Genomic DNA, 16012 nt, shown 5'->3' with positions numbered 1-16012 from the left:
TCCCTGAGGAAGAGGGTAGCCATGCGTGCCAAGCGAACCACTGCACTTCTTGCGGGCACTATCGCCGCGGTTGCAGGTCTCACGCTTGCGCCGACGGTCGTACCGCAGGCAGCAGCCACCTCGGTGGCGCACGAAGCGTCGGACCACCCCATCCCCGCCCCCAAGCCGACGAAGACCCGTACTCCCTACAATCAGGGCCAGGTGGATGGACGGGTGGCCGGGAAGAGCGACGGCGCAGACTGCAACTACCGACAGTCCTATGCCCCGAAGTCGAGCAACTCGAAGTACGTCCAGGGCTACAGGGACGCTTACGAGAGGAACTACGACGCCACCTGCGACGAAGACTAGACAGCTCGTTCGCACAGTCGTTGAACTGAGGCGCCATCTGCTGCAACGGCTAGCAGGATGAGCCGCGCTGTCGGTGGGTGATGAGGCAGCAGGCGAGTATGAGGAGTCTCAGTGATCGAGCCAAGGCCAGGAGCGTCGGCCAACCGGCTCTGGGCCTTGGCTGATCGTCCGTTGGGGGTTCGCCGCCTATCGCCGCTGTTTGCGCCTGTTGGTGTAAGCCGCTGATGTCAGGCGGCAGTTGTCCTCTTGACAGATCAGCCCATCGCAGCCGTGTTCATGGGAGCCATGCCGCCTCCGACTGGCTGAAGAGTTCAGAGGGTGAGGTGAGCCGGACGGTGCGAAGCGCCGTGCTCATCCACTCGGGATCGATGGCCACGCCCATGGTGCGTTCCATGAGCGCGAAGGACTCGGCGCACAGGGTCTCCATGTGGAAGACGACCCCTTCTGCCCAGGCGGGGGTATCCGGTTCCGGATCCATCCAGGCCGCGTCCTCCAGCTCGAAGGGATCGAACATGCCGTCTACGCGGCCGTCGAAGGCGTGCATGACCTGGTACCTGGCGTTCACATTTCGGTAGACGCTGAAGAACTCGCCTCCGTCGGCGGACGTTCGTCTGGCGACCTCCGGGATGCTGCCGTGGCAGCCCCATTCGATGGCGATGACGTGCCGGTCGACGGTGAGCACACGAAGCAGCTCGTAGTCCTCATAGAGGTGAGCTGCTTGCTCTTCGACGCTCTCGGCGAATGTCATCAGCCGTGACGCTCCGGGATCGCCACCGAACGCCCGGATCACCTCGTCCTCCGTCCTCCCCGCGATTACGGAGAAGGTGTACGCATCGGGCTCATCGGCATCGGCCCGCGCGTATCGGGCGACGAGGTCCTCCCAGCTCGCAGCACCGCCGCGCTTCGGGTCCCGGGGGGCGTCAGGAGTCATGGTGCCGCACCCTACAGAGCCCCGCGCGTACGCCCCGTTCAGCCTCATGAGCTCCCCGTGGCTGCCCCGCTCGATCAGCGCCCCTTGTTCCAGAACCAGGATCTCGTCGGCCATCCGGACTGTGGAGAAACGGTGGGCGATCAGGACGGCGGTGGCGCCGGCGGCGATCTCCCGGAGCTTTCCGAAGATCTCGGCCTCCGCCTCGGCGTCGATCGACACGGTCGGCTCGTCGAGCACCACCAGCGGTGCCCTACGCGTGAACGCGCGAGCCAGGGCCAGCAGCACGCCCGCCACCGACGCCGGCTGGACGGTGCACAACGCGGCGGCCAAGATCGGTGCCATCAGCCCGGCGCTGTGCCGCCCCGTCGGCGACGAGGGCGGCACGTACGGCCTCAGCGTCGACAAGCTCGAGTCCATGCCCGACCTGCCGTGGGGCACTCCCGTTGCCCGCACCTACGACCGCTGGAGCCTGGACTGGTGGGGCCACGGCATCAAGAGCTGGGCGTGGGACGGCATCGTCAAAGACAGCATCTGGGGCGGCTTCGTCGGCCTGGGCACCTTCGAGGACAACCTCCTGGGCGTCAACGGCTCCGACGCACAGCACCAGACCTGGGACGGCCTCAAACGCATCGTCGCCGGCACCTACGCCTACGGCATGGACGCGGTCGGCGAGGGCGACCATCTCTCGGACTGGCAGCGGGACAGCAAGGCGTACGCCAAGGAGTTCGGCAAGCAGTTCATCGCCTACGACATGCAGGAAAAGGACCCGGCCCGCGCTCACGCCGTCACCAGCTTCAACATCCTCACCTTGTTCGCGGGTGCCGGTGGGGCGCTCGCCAGGCTGGGCAAGGCCGGCAGATTCGCAGAAGCCGCCAGCGCGGTGGCCAAGGTCGGAGACGCCCTCGACCCGATCTCCGGCGCAGCGAGGGCAGCGAGAACCCTGTCCGACCTGCCCAAGGTCTCCGAGGTGCTGACCAACGTCAGCGAACACCTGAAGCTGCCGAAGACGAGGTTCCCCGACGGCGCCCTGGACGACCTCAGCAACCGCTACAGGGTCGACAAGAACGGCCGGCTCATTCCGATCAACGCCGACGGCACGCCCAACCTTGCCGAGGCCCCGCACGAGCCTGCCGCCGGTGACCGCGTGGTGCCTGCCCGGCCCGATGATCGCGGCCTTGTAGGTGTCGGAGGCCGAGCGCCCGAGGCCACCCTCCGAGGGAGTGATCGCCTTCCGCCACATGCCAGCCATGAGACCGGGGGCGGCGGAGGCGACAGACTGCATGGGTCAGGAGGCGGCTCGGCGGGCGAAGCCGGAAGTGCAGGCGGTGGCGCGGACCATCCTGGCGCGGCCAGCCATGGATCCGGTGAGGGGCCTTCTCACGGTGGAAGCGGCCATCACGGTGAGGTGTCATCGGGCCACATGCCGCCGGAGTCAGCACACGGCGATCCACATCACGGTGAAGCGCCGGGCGCTGACGGCCACAGCACGCCCGATAACGGGGGATCAGCACACGGTGACATACCGGGTATCGATCGCGCACGGTATGGCACCAGGGAGGGGGAGTATGCACAGGCGCATACGGGGCCGATCAGGCCGGAACAAGAAGCGGGAGTTCTCGACGAGCTAAAGCGCGCGAAAATGGATTCCCGCGACCAGGAGGCAGTGATCCGCTCCCTGCGGAAGGACCCTTATGGGGCAGGCGTCGCTGAGCTCATCAATCGCGGCCATCTCCGCGGTTCGGAAAATTACAAGGGAATCCTGGACATGTGCAAGAAAGGCCCCACCAAGAGGGACCCGAAGGAAAGCATGGTTCCCGCGGCCTACATGGCATTGAGGTACGCCACGGAGCTTCAAGACCGTGGGTTCACTCACTTGGGGTTCGAGCTCGGTGACCACACCACTACGTATGACATCGACGTCTACACGCGACACCCTGATGGCACGATGGATTACGGATATCAACTCAAGGACGTCGACACCATCGACGGCATCAAGAAGGCTGCCCGGAAGTCAGCAAGTCAACTGGATTACCCCATGAGCCATCGAGTCGCTATTCTTGACGTACACGCCTCGATGGCGGACCTTACGCCGCGAATGTTCGAGGAAGTGGTACGTTTTTCACGCAGGTCCAACGCAACGTACCTCCTCCGTTTTGAAGACGGCGCTATCACGTACCCGCCCGACGGCCCTGTCTTCCCGTAAGGAATAGTCATGTCGACCCTGATGCGCGCACCGCGCCCCTGCGGCTCTTGGTTCTGGGATCTCAGCGACGTCGATGAGCCGGGACTCACCTCAGCACTGAGCATTGCGGCTCGCATGGCCGAGGTGCTGAAGAAATTCGACCTGCTCACCCCCGTAAGGCTCGAATACGGCTGGTATGTACTCGACGCTGGGTCGACAGGTGTGACCAGCAGCCTACTCGTCGCCACAACGCCATTGAATGACCCGAAGCTGCCCGAACGGGTCCTGGGAAGCCGACCCTTTGCGTTCCCCGATGCCGAAGTGGACGACTTGAAGGTTATTGGTTCCGGCTCATGGATCACTGCGGAGGGGGCAGCCCGCACGGAGCCGCGGCTGATTGAACTGGCTGTCTCGCCGGACCCTCTTGGCCCGACAGCCGAAGTCGCCGTGCACCATGACGTCTGGAGCTGGTTCGACTTCTCGGGCCATCCGCATCCCGAGGTCTACAACCGAAATGCTCCGCGGCTTGCCGACGCATTGCGTGAGCTGACCGCCGTACTCGGCGTGCGACCTGAATCGGGTGATCCAACGTATTTCGGCCATGCGGTCGAATACGGAATCTCGACACCAGATGTCTATGAAGACGGCCTCGGCCCCGATCTGACAGACAAGCTCTGACCGCTTGAGAACACCACATCCACCCGAAACCTGATCGACGCAGTAACCGCGGTCCGGCAGGACAACGCTTCAGAGAGCAGCACATGCCCCAGGACGTCATCGCCCTCACCCCGCAGATGCCGGACATCAAGACGCTGCTGGCCGCACTGCACGCCGGCGGCCCGGACCTGCGCGTGAACCGGGCAGGTGGGGGATCCGTTGCCCAGTTGTGCACGGACGACGGGAAGCTCCTGGTCTCCGTGGAAGCCCCCCGCTACCTGCAAGTGCCGGGCGAGACGGAGCGGCTGCTGGGACCTGGCGTTCAGACAGAGGGACCGGTGTGGTGGACCGAGGTACGGGCGTCCACTGCCATCGCAGAAGCCAGGCTGCTCGCCGGCTCGGTCGCGGGACGGCTGACAACGCTGCTCGGCGGCATCACATGGCCACCGGAAGCCGCCCATACCGACGTCGTAACCGTCCCGGCCACGGGTGAGGCGACGGTCCCGCCCGCTGACGTGGACGTACTGACCGATGCGGATGTGCTGACCGACAAGAGCGTCATCGTCATCTACGACCGCCCGGTCGTTGCCGCGACGACATGGCTGACCGAGGCGGTGCGAACGGTGGCACAGGGCCGACGGGAGCTGTATCTCGTCACGTCCCCCAATACCCGGCTGAGCCTGCCCACCCGCACCGTGCTGGAGCGCATGCCCGCACGCTGGGTCGTACGCCACCCCGAGAACGGCTACTACGACGGCCTCTCTGGAGCCGTACTGCGCTGGCACGACGGACGTTTCACCCCGGCTGCCGACAACGGCCTCAAGATCGCTGACGTCTTCCAACCCCCGCCAGGCAAGGCCGGTGAACGACAGCTGCTGCTGTCCATCCGCACCATCCATCCCGCCCAGGAGCACCTGATACTCGGTGGCGCTCTGGAGGACGCCTGGCAGACCCTCACCGGACTGCCGCCGGCCGGATGGGCCACCGCCGAGCCCGTCAACGTCCCCTGGTCCCCAAGGCAACTGACCGACCTGGCCCGCAGCCGCGCCCGACAAGCCCAGCCCACCTGGGCTGTCGCCGTCGGAACCGCCGACCGCCCCGCGATCGCCACCTTGCGCATCGCTCACACGCGAGAGGGCGTAGAGGAGCACATCACCCTGGCTCTCGGCTACGCCGCCGACGAGCGAGCACCGATCGAGCTGCTGCCCCAGCTCGCCGAATCCCTTGCGGCCAGGCACAACCTCGCCACGATGATCAGCGAACTCCGAGCGGCGCGCGCGGACCTGGCCACTCCGGCCCACTACGAACCACCGCCGATCCCGGTCTCCCTCACCCTCGGCCCGGATGCCGTGGCCGACCTCGGCATCAGCCATGCCCGCAACGCCCTGCCGGCCTGCATCCCGACCCAACTCGGCCCGGCCGGTCGCCCCGCCCTGCACTACCCGCTCGGCGACGGCACCGACCCCGCCGCCTGGCAACGCCTGCGACGCATAGACGAACACCTGAAAGGTGGAAGCGGGGCAGCCACCCGACCGTCCTGACGGCCACCGCCATCGGCTCCAGCAAAGACGCCTGCCCCGTCTTCCCCGGCAAGCGGTGCCTGGACTGGCAGCTCGACGGCCCTGCTGGTCAGGGTGTCGAAGCCGTCCGACCGATCCGGGACGCTATCGAGCGACACGTACGCGGCCTGCTCGCCGACCGTGGCATTCCGGCGGCGACATGATGGCCGTGAGCCCCGCCAGTCAGTCACCGAACAGGCTCTCCTGAACGTACCGGACCACATTCGCCTTCGGGCGGAAGAGTCCCAGCAGCATGAAGGTCTTGGGGTGGGCCGCGATGTTGCCGATGAAGAAGTGGACGGCGCGGTCAGGGGTGAACATCGACACGTACCAGCGCTCCCGCAGGTTGTCCTGCACGGCGTGCTCGCCGTACTTGCGCAGGAACTTGCGGTACGACGCGCCGGCCTCCCAGTCCTTCAGTGCCATGTCGTGCGTGGGGCAGTCGTCGTCCGCGCAGCGGAACTTGTAGCGGAATTCCAGAGGTACCCACTCAAGCCGGGCCAGGTCCTGTTCGAAGAGGTCGAGTTGGTCGGCCAGCGCGGCCTTGGACTCGGGCCAGGGCTCTGCCGCTGTCAGCCGGAAGCTGACCTCGGTGGGTCGGAACACGCCGAGTGAGGTCCCGTGCTCCTCCTGATTCCTCTTGATCGCGCACAGGGACGGCGAGACGAGTGGCTCGACGTACTTGTACCGCTGCTTCCAGTCGCCGTCCGCCGGTACCTCGCCCACGATCTTGAGGGCGTCGAGGTCCGGCCGTAGGCTCTCGGGCCGCGAGTCAGAGCGTGGTCGTGAGAACGCACTGAGTGATGGCCTGCCATGTGTCGTGATCCTAATGGCGGTTGAGGCGGGCGGGCATGGTGTTCCTGGCCAGTTGCAGGGCCAGATTCGCGAACGCGCAGGTCCGAGTGGCCTCAGCTGCCGTACCCGAACGCAGGCTCGCCGGGCGCCCTCTGGGAGAAGCCGACCAAGATCTTCTCCCAGATTTCTCCCAAGGATCTTCGGGAACGAGTCAGGGGCCCGACCCGCTAAGCGGATCAGGCCCCTGTGGTACTTCACTGTCGGGGTGGCGGGATTTGAACCCACGACCTCTTCGTCCCGAAGCAACTCGCTGATGCACTCTGCCATGGAGCGGCGTACCTTTCACCTGCTGCAATGGTCCGCAGACGTCCACGCTCGTCCGCCGCTGTCTGTCGGCGTTGTCACGCAGTTAGACACTCACCCTGAGGTGACGAAGGCGTTCCTCAAGTTCTGCTCAGAAGATAGATCACTTAGTTGTCGCGCACATGCCATACACATAGTGTTCTCGCATTCGATCGCCACGGGGGCGGTCCACCGGAAGGTGTCACATGGGCATCGGTTCACGGCGCGCTTCGACCGGCGCTGCCACTGCTGCACTGCTTTTGTGCTTCGCTACTGCGGGCACTGCTGTCGCCGACGAAGCACCAACCGACGACACGACCGCTTCTTCCGACCAGACGACGGACATCAACGACAGACAGGGCTGGGAAGACGAAACGGACCAGCCGGTGGAGAACGGGCCCCAATATTGTGATGGCCCGCAAACCTGGTACGAATTCTCATCGAAAAAGGCGTCTTTCGTTCCTTCATGGTGGAATGGCACGAAGTACAAGGATGGGCCGGGCGGCACCATGTCGGTGTCCGTAACCAAGAGCGGTACTATTTCGGCCGAAATCTCAGGTAGTGGCGAGTGGTCGGCCGGAGCGATCCTCGCAAAAGCCAAGACCACGATCTCCGTCAAGGTCGCTGGCAGCGTGTCGATCACCACAGGTCACAACTACTCGCACGACATCAGCAGGAACAAGTACGGTCACCTGCAGTACGGCTCATGGGGCTATTACGCGACCTGGAAGAGGTACCGGCGTGTCGGGGACGGCTGCCATGCCCCCGCAGAGATCGCCCACGGTACGACTACGCTGCCCACGCAAGAGACCGGCTGGAAGTACTGGGAAACTTCGACATGACCTACATGAACCTGCGGGCCTGGCTCGCTGGGTGTGCAGTGACGGCATCCGCGATCCTGCTCACGTCCTGCACCTCTGACAACGGCGAGGGCAAGGCCGGGGGGCCGTCCCACTCGGCTATACCAAGCAACTCGGCAACGACAACCGGTCCGTCCGAGCAGAAGGTCACCCAACAGGCCCAGGCGGCGCTTTCCGCAGTACACAGCGGCAGGATGGTGGAAGCCGGTGCGGAGCGTGTAACTGACGGCATCCACACCGAGCCCAACCTGAGCAAAGCCAAGACCTACAAGCTCAATCTAGTGTGCATCGGCACGGGCAACGCGCAGTTGTCGTTCATACCGGCGAGCGCCGGCCAGAAGACCACGGTCCCGTGCGATCAGTCGGTGGTCCAGCAGCGAATTACAGGGAGCGGACCAGTCCGGATCAACGTCGACGCCGGTAAGGGGGCGACCGGAATGATCGCCTGGCAAATCGATTCCGTGTAACCTAACGTGATGCGCATCACGCTAAGGGTTGTCCCGTAAATGAATCGGCTGGGCAAGTGCAGTCTGCCGTCAAAACGGCCCGGACCATGATCGGTCCGGGCCGTTTCGCTTAGGGCCCCGGCAGAGTTCAAACCTGCGACACCCGCTTTAGGGGTTCGATCACTCCTCGGTCCTGCCGAGGAACCACATGGCCACGCTGGCCATGCCAGATCGCCCAGGAGTGCTGGCGTCCGGCGCCGTTGATGTCACTTATGGATGTCAGAGCGGCCCAACTGCGCGCGCTGGCACGATGGTCCCGTGGTTGACCTGGAGCGAATCGCGGCAGAGATCATGGCGTACCTACGAGCACTCGACGAGAGTGCCACCCTGCGGCACCACTTCCGCCACGCTGACGAAGCAGGCGGCCTCTGGTACATCGAGGCCGTACCCGACCGCGGCGAGTTGATCGTCATCAAGCAGGCCGAGCTGACCTCGGCCGGCCAGCTCCACCGGTACAGCTGGGAGCACCTGGAAGACGAGCACGGTGGCTTGACAGATCAAGCGATCGATCCTGAAGAAGATCCGCTGGAAGCCATCCCGGCCGAAGAGTTCCACAGAGTGTGGACTCGGTGAGCGCGCTGGACAACCACTTTAGGAGAGCGGCTGGGGCCTCGGTGCGGTGACCTGCCGTTTCATCGGTTGAGCTAGCGGGCACAGATGTGCCCCTGGCCACCCTTGCTGACCGCAGCTGACCCCTGCGTCTGGCACGACTGTGGCACGGGGAGTGTTCAGGTGGCGCTCTGTTCGGGGTTCGGCTGCTGGGCTGGGATGCCTCGTTGCACGGATCCGCTTGATACATCGGGCAGCGTGGCATCGGCGAACTTCAAGATCAGGGCTGCTTGCAGCCGGGCACTCACCACCGCCCCGAAGGCGGCCGGGAGCCAGTCGGAGAGTGAACCCATGCATCGATCTTGCCACCAACGCATTGATAGCACTGGGGTTTCGGCGTTGCCCGACGGTGCTCGCAGGCCCTGCAGGCCTGCGGCCGACCCAGGGGTCCGACGCGTCGGGAGCGGGGGCGGAGTCTCAATGGTCTGTCGCGCCGGTGTCGATCTCGAAAACCGTCGTGGCGCGAGTCACCGTGGGTTCAAATCCCACACCCACCGCACAGTTCAACGGCCCCTGACCAGGTGAATCGGTCGGGGGCCGTTGCGTTGCTCGGTGCCCGCTCGGCACCGTGGTTGTCCGTGGCTTCCCGCACGATCGGGCACGGGTGGGGCACGGGCACCTTCTGATCCGTAGCTCTACTGAGATCGGTCAGTGACGGTCATACAGGTCGCGCATCGGCCCCAGGGGGACGCTACGGGCCGGGGCCGGTTGCTGTGCTTGCTGTATCCGGCTGCTGTACAGCAGGATCCTGGCGGGGGTGGCGGCATGGAGCGGGAACTACTCGAACGTCTACTGCTTGGCAACGACGAGGCGTCCGTGGCCGCTCTGGCTGCGCTCCGCTGCGGCGGTAGCCACGTGGTCTGGGAGGGGACTACGCCTGCTGAGCCGCTCGCCCTTATCTATAGACGTCGGCTGCGGCACACGCGCCGCCGGGGCATCGAGACCACGAACCTGGCACGCGCCGTGGAGTTGTTCGGTCGGCAGCAGCAGCCGGTTCGCCTGGGGGGAGATCAGAGCTGCCGATGGCTCCTGGACGTTCAGGCTGTTTCTGACCGAAGACGGCAGCAGGCTGATCGCGTGCACCGGCGTGCGGCGGACCCACGTCTGAACCTCAGCCGACGAAAGTCAGCGACGACGGCGGGGCCGTCGAACGATCAGGCGCGCGTATGTCCTGCCGTACCCCCACCGGGCTTAGCCACGCTACTGATGCCGTCGACCAGAGCAAGCCGCGGCGGCCGGCGCGTGACCACCGCGGTGTGCCCTCAGCTTGGGAAGCCCGGACCTCGACCCGCCGCAGCCTCCGCACATCGCCGTCTGGCGCTCGGTACGGCGGAGCGGAGACACCAAGACCAAGAAGTCCCGGCGCACGCTCGCTCTGCCGGCGCGCTGTGTCGAGGCCCTCTGGCAGCAGTTCGAAGATCAGGGATGGGATCGGCTCGCTGCCGGGGATGCCTGGGAGGAACACGGCCTCGTCTTCTCCTCGGCCGTGGGTAAGCCGCTCGACGCTGCCAACGTCCGCCGTGCCTTCCGCCAGGCGCTCAAGGGCATCGACGGGATCAACCCGGACGAGTGGACTCCGAGGGAGCTTCGGCACAGCTTCGTCTCTCTGCTGTCCGATCGTGGTGTCCCGCTGGAGGAGATCTCCCGGCTGGTGGGGCACTCCGGGACCGCCGTGACCGAGGAGGTCTACCGGAAGCAGATCCGGCCCGTGATCCAGACAGGGGCTGTGGTCATGGACGGGATCTTCGGCACCGACCCACGACGCTCGTAGACACTCGGAAGTCGGTAGTCACGCAGATAGACACGCACAACGAATCAGCGGCCGGTAGTAAATTTACTACCGGCCGCTGACCTGGTGTTTCTCTGTCGGGGTGGCGGGATTTGAACCCACGACCTCTTCGTCCCGAACGAAGCGCGCTGCCAAGCTGCGCTACACCCCGATGTCGCTGCTCTCGCGGCGACGACGTTTACTTTAGCCCACCGGTGGCTGTAGACGAAATCCGGTTTAGACGCGGCGGCGGACCGGGGTCGGGCGGGCGTGGTCCAGGGCGACGAGGAGGACGGCCAGGGCGTACATCGCGAGGCCGAGGAGGAGGGCGTTCGCCAGGGTGCTGCGGTAGCCGTGGGTGGCGGCGTCCAGGAAGGGATAGAGGTAGCGGGCGGGGTTCGCCGGGGCCAGGGCGGCCCCTCGGATCAGGTAGAAGGCCAGGTAGGCCAGGGGGTACAGGAGCCAGGCGGCTGCCTGGCGCAGGTGCAGGCGGGCCGCGGGGGTCAGCAGCAGCCAGTCCGCTACGGCCGCCGCCGGCACCAGCGTGTGCAGGATGTGCAGGGTCGCCCACGAGCCGTGCCAGCGCTCCGGAACCGTCGTCGCGCCGGTCATGGAGAACGGCGGCGTCGTGTGGGCCAGGAGCTGGTGGTAGACGAGCGCCGAGATCACGGCGTAGAGGAGTGTGGCGCCTGTCACGGACGAGGGGAGGGGGCGGCGGGCGCGCCAGGTCCTCGATGCCGACATGAGCATGGCGATGGCCAGCAGGATGGCGGTCTGGATGCCGAAGTAGCTCAGGACGCGGGACGGGGCGCCCAGCAGGAGTTCCAGGGCCACGCCGGCCGCGGCCGCCAGGGCCGTCAGGAGGCGGAACAGCGCCACCATGGGGCGGCGAACAGGCGCCACCACCGCCGTGGCCGGGACGGGGGAAGGCACCAGGACGGGCGGGCTCGGGACCGCGGGCAGGTCCGGGATTTCCCTGGGTATCGGGGGTATCGGCGGCATCGAGGCGGTCATGCCCTCACGCTAGGAGCGGCGGGAGGGGGCGGCTATCGGGCCTAGCCCGGGCGGGTTACGGCCCCGGTCCCTCGCGGCCCGCCACCGTGACTCCGCCCGTCGGCTCCTGCCCTGTCCCGGCCTCGATCTCCCCGGGCTCCGGCGGACCCCGGGCTCGCGCTTCCGCCTCGGCGCCTGCTCCCTACGGCCCTACTCCCGCCCGACCAACGTCAGCAACGTGGCCTCCGGCGGGCAGGCGAAGCGGACCGGTGTGTAGCGGTTCGTGCCGCAGCCCGCCGAGACGTGGAGGTAGGAGGTGTGGCCGGCCGACGTGTGGGTGGACAGGCCCTTCACGCGGTCCGTGTCCAGGTCGCAGTTGGTGACCAGCGCGCCGTAGAAGGGTATGCACAGCTGGCCGCCGTGGGTGTGGCCGGCCAGGATCAGGGGGTAGCCGTCCGCCGTGTACGCGTCCAGCACCCGCAGGTACGGCGCGTGCACCACGCCCATCGAGAAGTCGTACGTCTGCGACGGGCCGCCCGCCACCCTGGCGTAGCGGTCCCGCTTGATGTGCGGGTCGTCCAGGCCCGTCAGCTCGATCGAGACGCCCTCGACCTTCAGGACACCCCTCGTGTTGGTCAGGTTCAGCCAGCCGGCCGTGTCGAAGCCGTCGCGCAGGTCCTCCCACGGGTTGTGGACGACGCCGACGGCCGGCGGGTTGCCGTTCAGCCCGTGGCGGCCGCTCGCCTTCTCCAGCAAGTAGCGGGCGGGGTTGCGCAGTCGGGGGCCGTAGTAGTCGTTGGAGCCGAAGACGTACGCGCCCGGGAACTCCATCAGGGGGCCGAGCGCGTCCAGGACCTCGGGGACGCCCTCCGGGTCCGAGAGGTTGTCGCCCGTGTTGATCACGAAGTCCGGGCGCAGGCCCGCCAGCGACTGCAGCCACCGCTGCTTCTTGCGCTGGCCGCTCACCATGTGGATGTCGGAGACCTGGAGCACGCGCAGCGGATGCATGCCCGGCGGCAGGACCGGGACCGTCACCCGCCGGAGGCGGAAGGAGCGGGCCTCGAAGCCCGCCGCGTACGCCAGACCGGCGGCGCCTGCCGCCATGATTCCCAGGGGTACTCCGTATCGCGCGCGCATGCCTCCATCGTGTCAGACCCCGGCGGCACGACGGGACCGGCCGGTCCCCCTCCGGACGCCGCAGTCCCTTAAATCAGCGGGCGTTCACGCCGGTACACCTGCGACAATCGACGGCATGACCACCACGCTCAAGTCGAAGCTGCAGGACGACCTCAACGCCGCGATCAAGGAGCGCGACGAGCTCCGCTCCTCGACGCTGCGGCTGACGCTCGCCGCGATCACCAAGGAGGAGGTCGCGGGCAAGGAGAAGCGGGAGCTCTCCGACGACGAGGTCCTCAAGGTGATCACCCGCGAGGCGAAGAAGCGCCGGGAGGCGGCCGAGGCCTTCGCGCAGGGCGGTCGCGCCGAGCAGGCCGAGCGGGAGAAGGCGGAGGGCGAGGTGCTCGCCCACTACCTGCCCAAGCAGCTGTCCGACGACGAGCTGAACGCGATCGTCGCGCAGGCCGTGGAAGAGGCGAAGGCAGCCGGCGCCGAGGGGCCGAGGGCCATGGGCGCCGTCATGAAGATCGTGAACCCGAAGGTGGCGGGCCAGGCGGAGGGCGGCCGCGTCGCCGCCGCGGTGAAGAGGCTCCTCCAGGGCTGAGCCGGGGCGCGGCAGAGACGGACACGGCGGCGGGGCCGCACCCTTGCAACCATGGGTGCGGCCCCGCCGCCGTACTCGCACCAGGCGGTTATCCCCAGCGTCCCCCGCTCCCCTTGTTCCCGCCGTTGCCCTGCCCCTGGATGAAGTTGCCCGGCAGGGAGATGGTCGGGCTCGGGAAGGCGCCGCCGGTCGTGTCACCCGTTGTGCCGCCGACTGTCGTTCCCCCGTCCGTCAGTCCGCCGATCAGTCCCCCGATCCCGCCCGTGCCCGCGTTCGTCCCCCCGTTGGCCCCCCCTCGGCCTTTTCCCCGACCATCCCCCTTGTGGTTGTCCTTGGTGTCGTCGGGGATGTCGACCAGGTGGAAGTCCTCCACGGGCTTGCCGCTCAGCGCGCCGGTCATCATGTCGCGCCAGATGGGGCCGGGGACCTCGCCGCCGTAGACCTTGGCGTGCGGGACGCCGCCGATGGTGATGTCGACCATGTGCCGCTTGTGCTGCGGGTCGCCGACCCAGACCGCGCCGGCCATGTTCGGGGTGAAGCCGACGAACCAGGCCGCGAAGCGCTCGTCGGTCGTGCCCGTCTTGCCCGCGCTCGGGCGGTCGGCGAGGCCGGCCTGCTTGCCCGTGCCGTCCTCGACCACGCCCTTGAGCAGGGTGGTGACGGTGTCCGCCGTCTTCTGCGACATCGCGCGCGAGCAGCTCGACCGCGGCACGTCCAGGGACTTCTCCTCGGTGCCGGTCCTCTGGGTGATCGACTCAATGGCGATCGGGGTGCAGTACATGCCGCGCGAGGCGAAGGTGGCGTACGCGTTCGCCATCGTCAGCGGCGACATCTCCTGGGCGCCGAGCGCGAGGGAGGGGCTCTGGGCGATCGCCCGGCCGTCCGCGCGCTGCACGCCCATCTTCTTGGCCATGTCGATGACCGGGCAGATGCCGATGTCGCTGATGAGCTGCACGTAGTAGGTGTTGACCGACTTGGCGGTCGCCTCCTTCATGCCCATGGGGCCGCGCTCGGACTCGTTCTCGTTCGTCACCTTGGCCGGGTTGTTCGGGTCGTTGCGCCAGACCTTGCCGTCACACGCCTGCACGGGGCTCGGGTACGTCATCTCGTACGGCGACGGGTACTTCTGCGTCGCGGGCTTGCCGCCCTCGATCGCGGCCGCGGCGACGATCGGCTTGAACGTCGAACCGGGCTGGTAGCCCGCACCGCCGCCCATGTCCGAGTTGACGGAGAGGTTTATCTGCGTCTCGTTCTTGCCGAAGCCGTAGGGGCGGGACTGGCCCATGGCGAGGATCTTGCCGGTGCCGGGCTCGACGATGGTCGCGGCCGTCGCCACGGCGTCGGACTGGTAGACGTGCTGCTTGATGGACGCTTCCACCGAGTCCTGCGCCTGCGGGTCCAGTGTCGTGCGGATCGTCAGGCCGCCCTGGTTCCACAGCTTGGCCCGGGCCTGCCTGGTCTTGCCGAAGGCCGGGTCGCTGAGGACCACGTCGCGGACGTAGTCGCAGAAGAAGCCGGCGCCCTTGACCGCGGCGATGCAGCCGTTCTTGGGCTGGCTCGGGTGCAGCCCGAGGGGCTGCTCCTTGGCCTGGTCGGCCTCCTGCTGGGAGATGTCGCCGACGTCCGCCATCCGCTGCAGCACGACGTTGCGCCGCTTGGTGGCCTCCGCCTCGTCGTTGACCGGGTCGTAACGGCTCGGGGACTGCACTATGCCGGCCAGCAGCGCCGCTTCCTGGAGGTTCAGGTCCTTGGCGTGCTTGGAGAAGTAGCGCTGGGAGGCGGCCTCGACGCCGTAGGCCTGCTCGCCGAAGAAGGTGATGTTCAGGTAGTTCTCGAGGATCCTCTTCTTGCCGAGCTTCTCCTCGAGCTGGATCGCGTACTTCAGTTCCTTGATCTTGCGGCCCAGGGTCTGCTGGGTGGCCTCGGCGACCTTCGTCGGGTCGTCGCCGGCCTCCTCGACGAAGTAGTTCTTCACCAGCTGCTGGGTGAGCGTGGAGGCGCCCTGCGCGACGCCGCCCTCCTGCGCGTTCTTGTTCAGGGCGCGCAGCACGCCCTTGAGGTCGATCGCGCCGTGCTGGTAGTAGCGCGCGTCCTCGATCGCGACGATCGCCTTCTGCATATAGGGCGATATGTCCTTGAGTTCCACCACCGTACGGTTGCGGGAGTAGACGCTCGCGATCTGGTTGCCCTGGCTGTCCAGGATCGTCGTGCGCTGACTGAGCCGGGGACTCTTGAGGTTGGCCGGGATCTCGTCGAAGCTCTGGACCGAGCCCTTGGCGGCAAGGCCCAGCGCGCCCGCCGCGGGCAGCGCGATGCCCGCCATCACGGCTCCGGCGAGCACACTGACACCGAGGAACTTGGCGGCCTGCTGCATTGGCGACAGACCACCGCCCGAGCGCTTCTTTGCCATGGGGGCAGCCTAATCCGTACGTCTGAGCGTTCCGAAGGGCGACCGCGTCACGGCACGGCAAAGCGGGACGCCCGCGTTCCCATTCGCCGGACACGCGCCCAGGCCTTGGCCTAAGCTGCTCTCAACTGTCACAGCAGTGCGGTCACGTATCAATACGTCCGGCGACCCCGAATCGTTCCGGGTGTACCCCGTTTTCTCGCACGGGGCGTGGCCGGCATCTGAGGGTGGCGTGTCCGAATCCGCCTCGTGTGTCACCCGGCGCCCGTTGTGGCGCACCACAGCTGTCCCGGTTTGCCGGGATGGTCGCGTATGTCGTCAGCTCACTCCCGCGG

General features: G+C 66.9%; 14 protein-coding genes, 1 tRNA gene and 2 pseudogenes. 10 read left to right on the top strand and 7 right to left on the bottom strand.

Annotated elements, in window-relative coordinates; all coding sequences use genetic code 11:
- Positions 1-21 precede the first annotated feature (21 nt).
- Complete coding sequence (locus OG956_RS16140) at positions 22-348, top strand: hypothetical protein (protein ID WP_330338669.1); 327 nt, start codon at positions 22-24, stop codon at positions 346-348.
- A gap of 274 nt (positions 349-622) precedes the next feature.
- On the opposite strand, the gene OG956_RS16135 is transcribed toward OG956_RS16140, so the two are convergent.
- Positions 623-1519, bottom strand: a complete 897-nt coding sequence (locus tag OG956_RS16135; protein ID WP_330338668.1) for a DUF6461 domain-containing protein — start codon at positions 1517-1519, stop codon at positions 623-625.
- 16 nt (positions 1520-1535) lie between these two features.
- On the opposite strand from OG956_RS16135, the gene OG956_RS16130 reads away from it, so the two are divergent.
- From OG956_RS16130 to OG956_RS16115, 4 genes and pseudogenes are all read left to right on the top strand, one after another.
- A complete protein-coding gene (locus OG956_RS16130; RefSeq protein WP_330338667.1) occupies positions 1536-3482 on the top strand; it encodes a hypothetical protein in 1947 nt (648 codons plus the stop codon).
- A 9-nt stretch (positions 3483-3491) separates the two neighbouring features.
- A complete protein-coding gene (locus OG956_RS16125; protein ID WP_330338666.1) occupies positions 3492-4139 on the top strand; it encodes a hypothetical protein in 648 nt (215 codons plus the stop codon).
- A gap of 83 nt (positions 4140-4222) precedes the next feature.
- Positions 4223-5659, top strand: a complete 1437-nt coding sequence (locus OG956_RS16120; protein WP_330338665.1) for a DUF6177 family protein — start codon at positions 4223-4225, stop codon at positions 5657-5659.
- Positions 5647-5841 (top strand): annotated as a pseudogene (locus tag OG956_RS16115) (phosphotyrosine protein phosphatase); the annotation flags it as partial. The gene OG956_RS16120 and the pseudogene OG956_RS16115, both read left to right, overlap by 13 nt.
- A 19-nt stretch (positions 5842-5860) precedes the next feature.
- Here OG956_RS16115 and OG956_RS16110 read toward each other — a convergent pair.
- Positions 5861-6403: a hypothetical protein gene (locus OG956_RS16110; RefSeq protein ID WP_330338664.1), complete on the bottom strand. Its 543-nt coding sequence runs from the start codon at positions 6401-6403 to the stop codon at positions 5861-5863.
- 617 nt (positions 6404-7020) lie between these two features.
- Here OG956_RS16110 and OG956_RS16105 point away from each other — a divergent pair.
- The 3 genes from OG956_RS16105 (at position 7021) to OG956_RS16095 (ending at position 8753) form a co-directional block, all read left to right on the top strand.
- On the top strand, positions 7021-7656 hold the full coding sequence (locus tag OG956_RS16105) for a hypothetical protein (RefSeq protein WP_330338663.1): 636 nt from the start codon (positions 7021-7023) through the stop codon (positions 7654-7656).
- Positions 7653-8141 carry a hypothetical protein gene (locus OG956_RS16100; RefSeq protein ID WP_330338662.1) on the top strand — a complete coding sequence of 163 codons (489 nt, stop codon included), beginning with the start codon at positions 7653-7655 and terminating at the stop codon, positions 8139-8141. The genes OG956_RS16105 and OG956_RS16100 overlap by 4 nt, the downstream gene beginning before the upstream one ends.
- A 297-nt stretch (positions 8142-8438) precedes the next feature.
- Positions 8439-8753 (top strand): hypothetical protein, encoded by a 315-nt coding sequence (locus tag OG956_RS16095; RefSeq protein ID WP_330338661.1) that lies wholly within the window; start codon positions 8439-8441, stop codon positions 8751-8753.
- Between the two features lie 155 nt (positions 8754-8908).
- Here OG956_RS16095 and OG956_RS16090 read toward each other — a convergent pair whose 3' ends face one another.
- Entirely contained in the window at positions 8909-9082 is a 174-nt protein-coding gene (locus OG956_RS16090; RefSeq protein WP_330338660.1) for a hypothetical protein, read from the bottom strand.
- Between the two features lie 977 nt (positions 9083-10059).
- Here OG956_RS16090 and OG956_RS16085 point away from each other — a divergent pair.
- Positions 10060-10560: pseudogene (locus OG956_RS16085) on the top strand (tyrosine-type recombinase/integrase); the annotation flags it as partial.
- A 95-nt stretch (positions 10561-10655) separates the two neighbouring features.
- On the opposite strand, the gene OG956_RS16080 reads toward OG956_RS16085, so the two are convergent.
- The 3 genes from OG956_RS16080 to OG956_RS16070 form a co-directional block, all read right to left on the bottom strand.
- Positions 10656-10729: transfer RNA gene (locus OG956_RS16080), tRNA-Pro, on the bottom strand.
- A gap of 65 nt (positions 10730-10794) precedes the next feature.
- Positions 10795-11571: a Pr6Pr family membrane protein gene (locus OG956_RS16075; RefSeq protein WP_330338659.1), complete on the bottom strand. Its 777-nt coding sequence runs from the start codon at positions 11569-11571 to the stop codon at positions 10795-10797.
- A gap of 189 nt (positions 11572-11760) precedes the next feature.
- Positions 11761-12687: a metallophosphoesterase gene (locus OG956_RS16070; protein ID WP_330338658.1), complete on the bottom strand. Its 927-nt coding sequence runs from the start codon at positions 12685-12687 to the stop codon at positions 11761-11763.
- A gap of 115 nt (positions 12688-12802) precedes the next feature.
- Here OG956_RS16070 and OG956_RS16065 point away from each other — a divergent pair, with 115 nt between their 5' ends.
- A complete protein-coding gene (locus tag OG956_RS16065; protein ID WP_330338657.1) occupies positions 12803-13270 on the top strand; it encodes a GatB/YqeY domain-containing protein in 468 nt (155 codons plus the stop codon).
- Between the two features lie 88 nt (positions 13271-13358).
- On the opposite strand, the gene OG956_RS16060 is transcribed toward OG956_RS16065, so the two are convergent.
- Positions 13359-15680 carry a transglycosylase domain-containing protein gene (locus tag OG956_RS16060; RefSeq protein ID WP_330338656.1) on the bottom strand — a complete coding sequence of 774 codons (2322 nt, stop codon included), beginning with the start codon at positions 15678-15680 and terminating at the stop codon, positions 13359-13361.
- Positions 15681-16012 lie beyond the last annotated feature (332 nt).

It is taken from the genome of Streptomyces sp. NBC_00557, from assembly GCF_036345995.1.
In the GTDB taxonomy this organism is placed as follows: Bacteria; Actinomycetota; Actinomycetes; order Streptomycetales; family Streptomycetaceae; genus Streptomyces.
This window is presented reverse-complemented; position numbering and strand designations above follow the sequence as displayed.

What these genes read in the sequence shown, in the direction of transcription:
- OG956_RS16105 (WP_330338663.1), top strand. Translation starts at nt 7,021, where the DNA reads ATGGGCATCGGTTCACGGCGCGCTTCGACCGGCGCTGCCACTGCTGCA.
- OG956_RS16100 (WP_330338662.1), top strand. Translation starts at nt 7,653, where the DNA reads ATGACCTACATGAACCTGCGGGCCTGGCTCGCTGGGTGTGCAGTGACG.
- OG956_RS16140 (WP_330338669.1), top strand. Translation starts at nt 22, where the DNA reads ATGCGTGCCAAGCGAACCACTGCACTTCTTGCGGGCACTATCGCCGCG.
- OG956_RS16090 (WP_330338660.1), bottom strand. Translation starts at nt 9,082, where the DNA reads ATGGGTTCACTCTCCGACTGGCTCCCGGCCGCCTTCGGGGCGGTGGTG.
- OG956_RS16060 (WP_330338656.1), bottom strand. Translation starts at nt 15,680, where the DNA reads ATGGCAAAGAAGCGCTCGGGCGGTGGTCTGTCGCCAATGCAGCAGGCC.
- OG956_RS16120 (WP_330338665.1), top strand. Translation starts at nt 4,223, where the DNA reads ATGCCCCAGGACGTCATCGCCCTCACCCCGCAGATGCCGGACATCAAG.
- OG956_RS16075 (WP_330338659.1), bottom strand. Translation starts at nt 11,571, where the DNA reads ATGACCGCCTCGATGCCGCCGATACCCCCGATACCCAGGGAAATCCCG.
- OG956_RS16065 (WP_330338657.1), top strand. Translation starts at nt 12,803, where the DNA reads ATGACCACCACGCTCAAGTCGAAGCTGCAGGACGACCTCAACGCCGCG.
- OG956_RS16125 (WP_330338666.1), top strand. Translation starts at nt 3,492, where the DNA reads ATGTCGACCCTGATGCGCGCACCGCGCCCCTGCGGCTCTTGGTTCTGG.
- OG956_RS16070 (WP_330338658.1), bottom strand. Translation starts at nt 12,687, where the DNA reads ATGCGCGCGCGATACGGAGTACCCCTGGGAATCATGGCGGCAGGCGCC.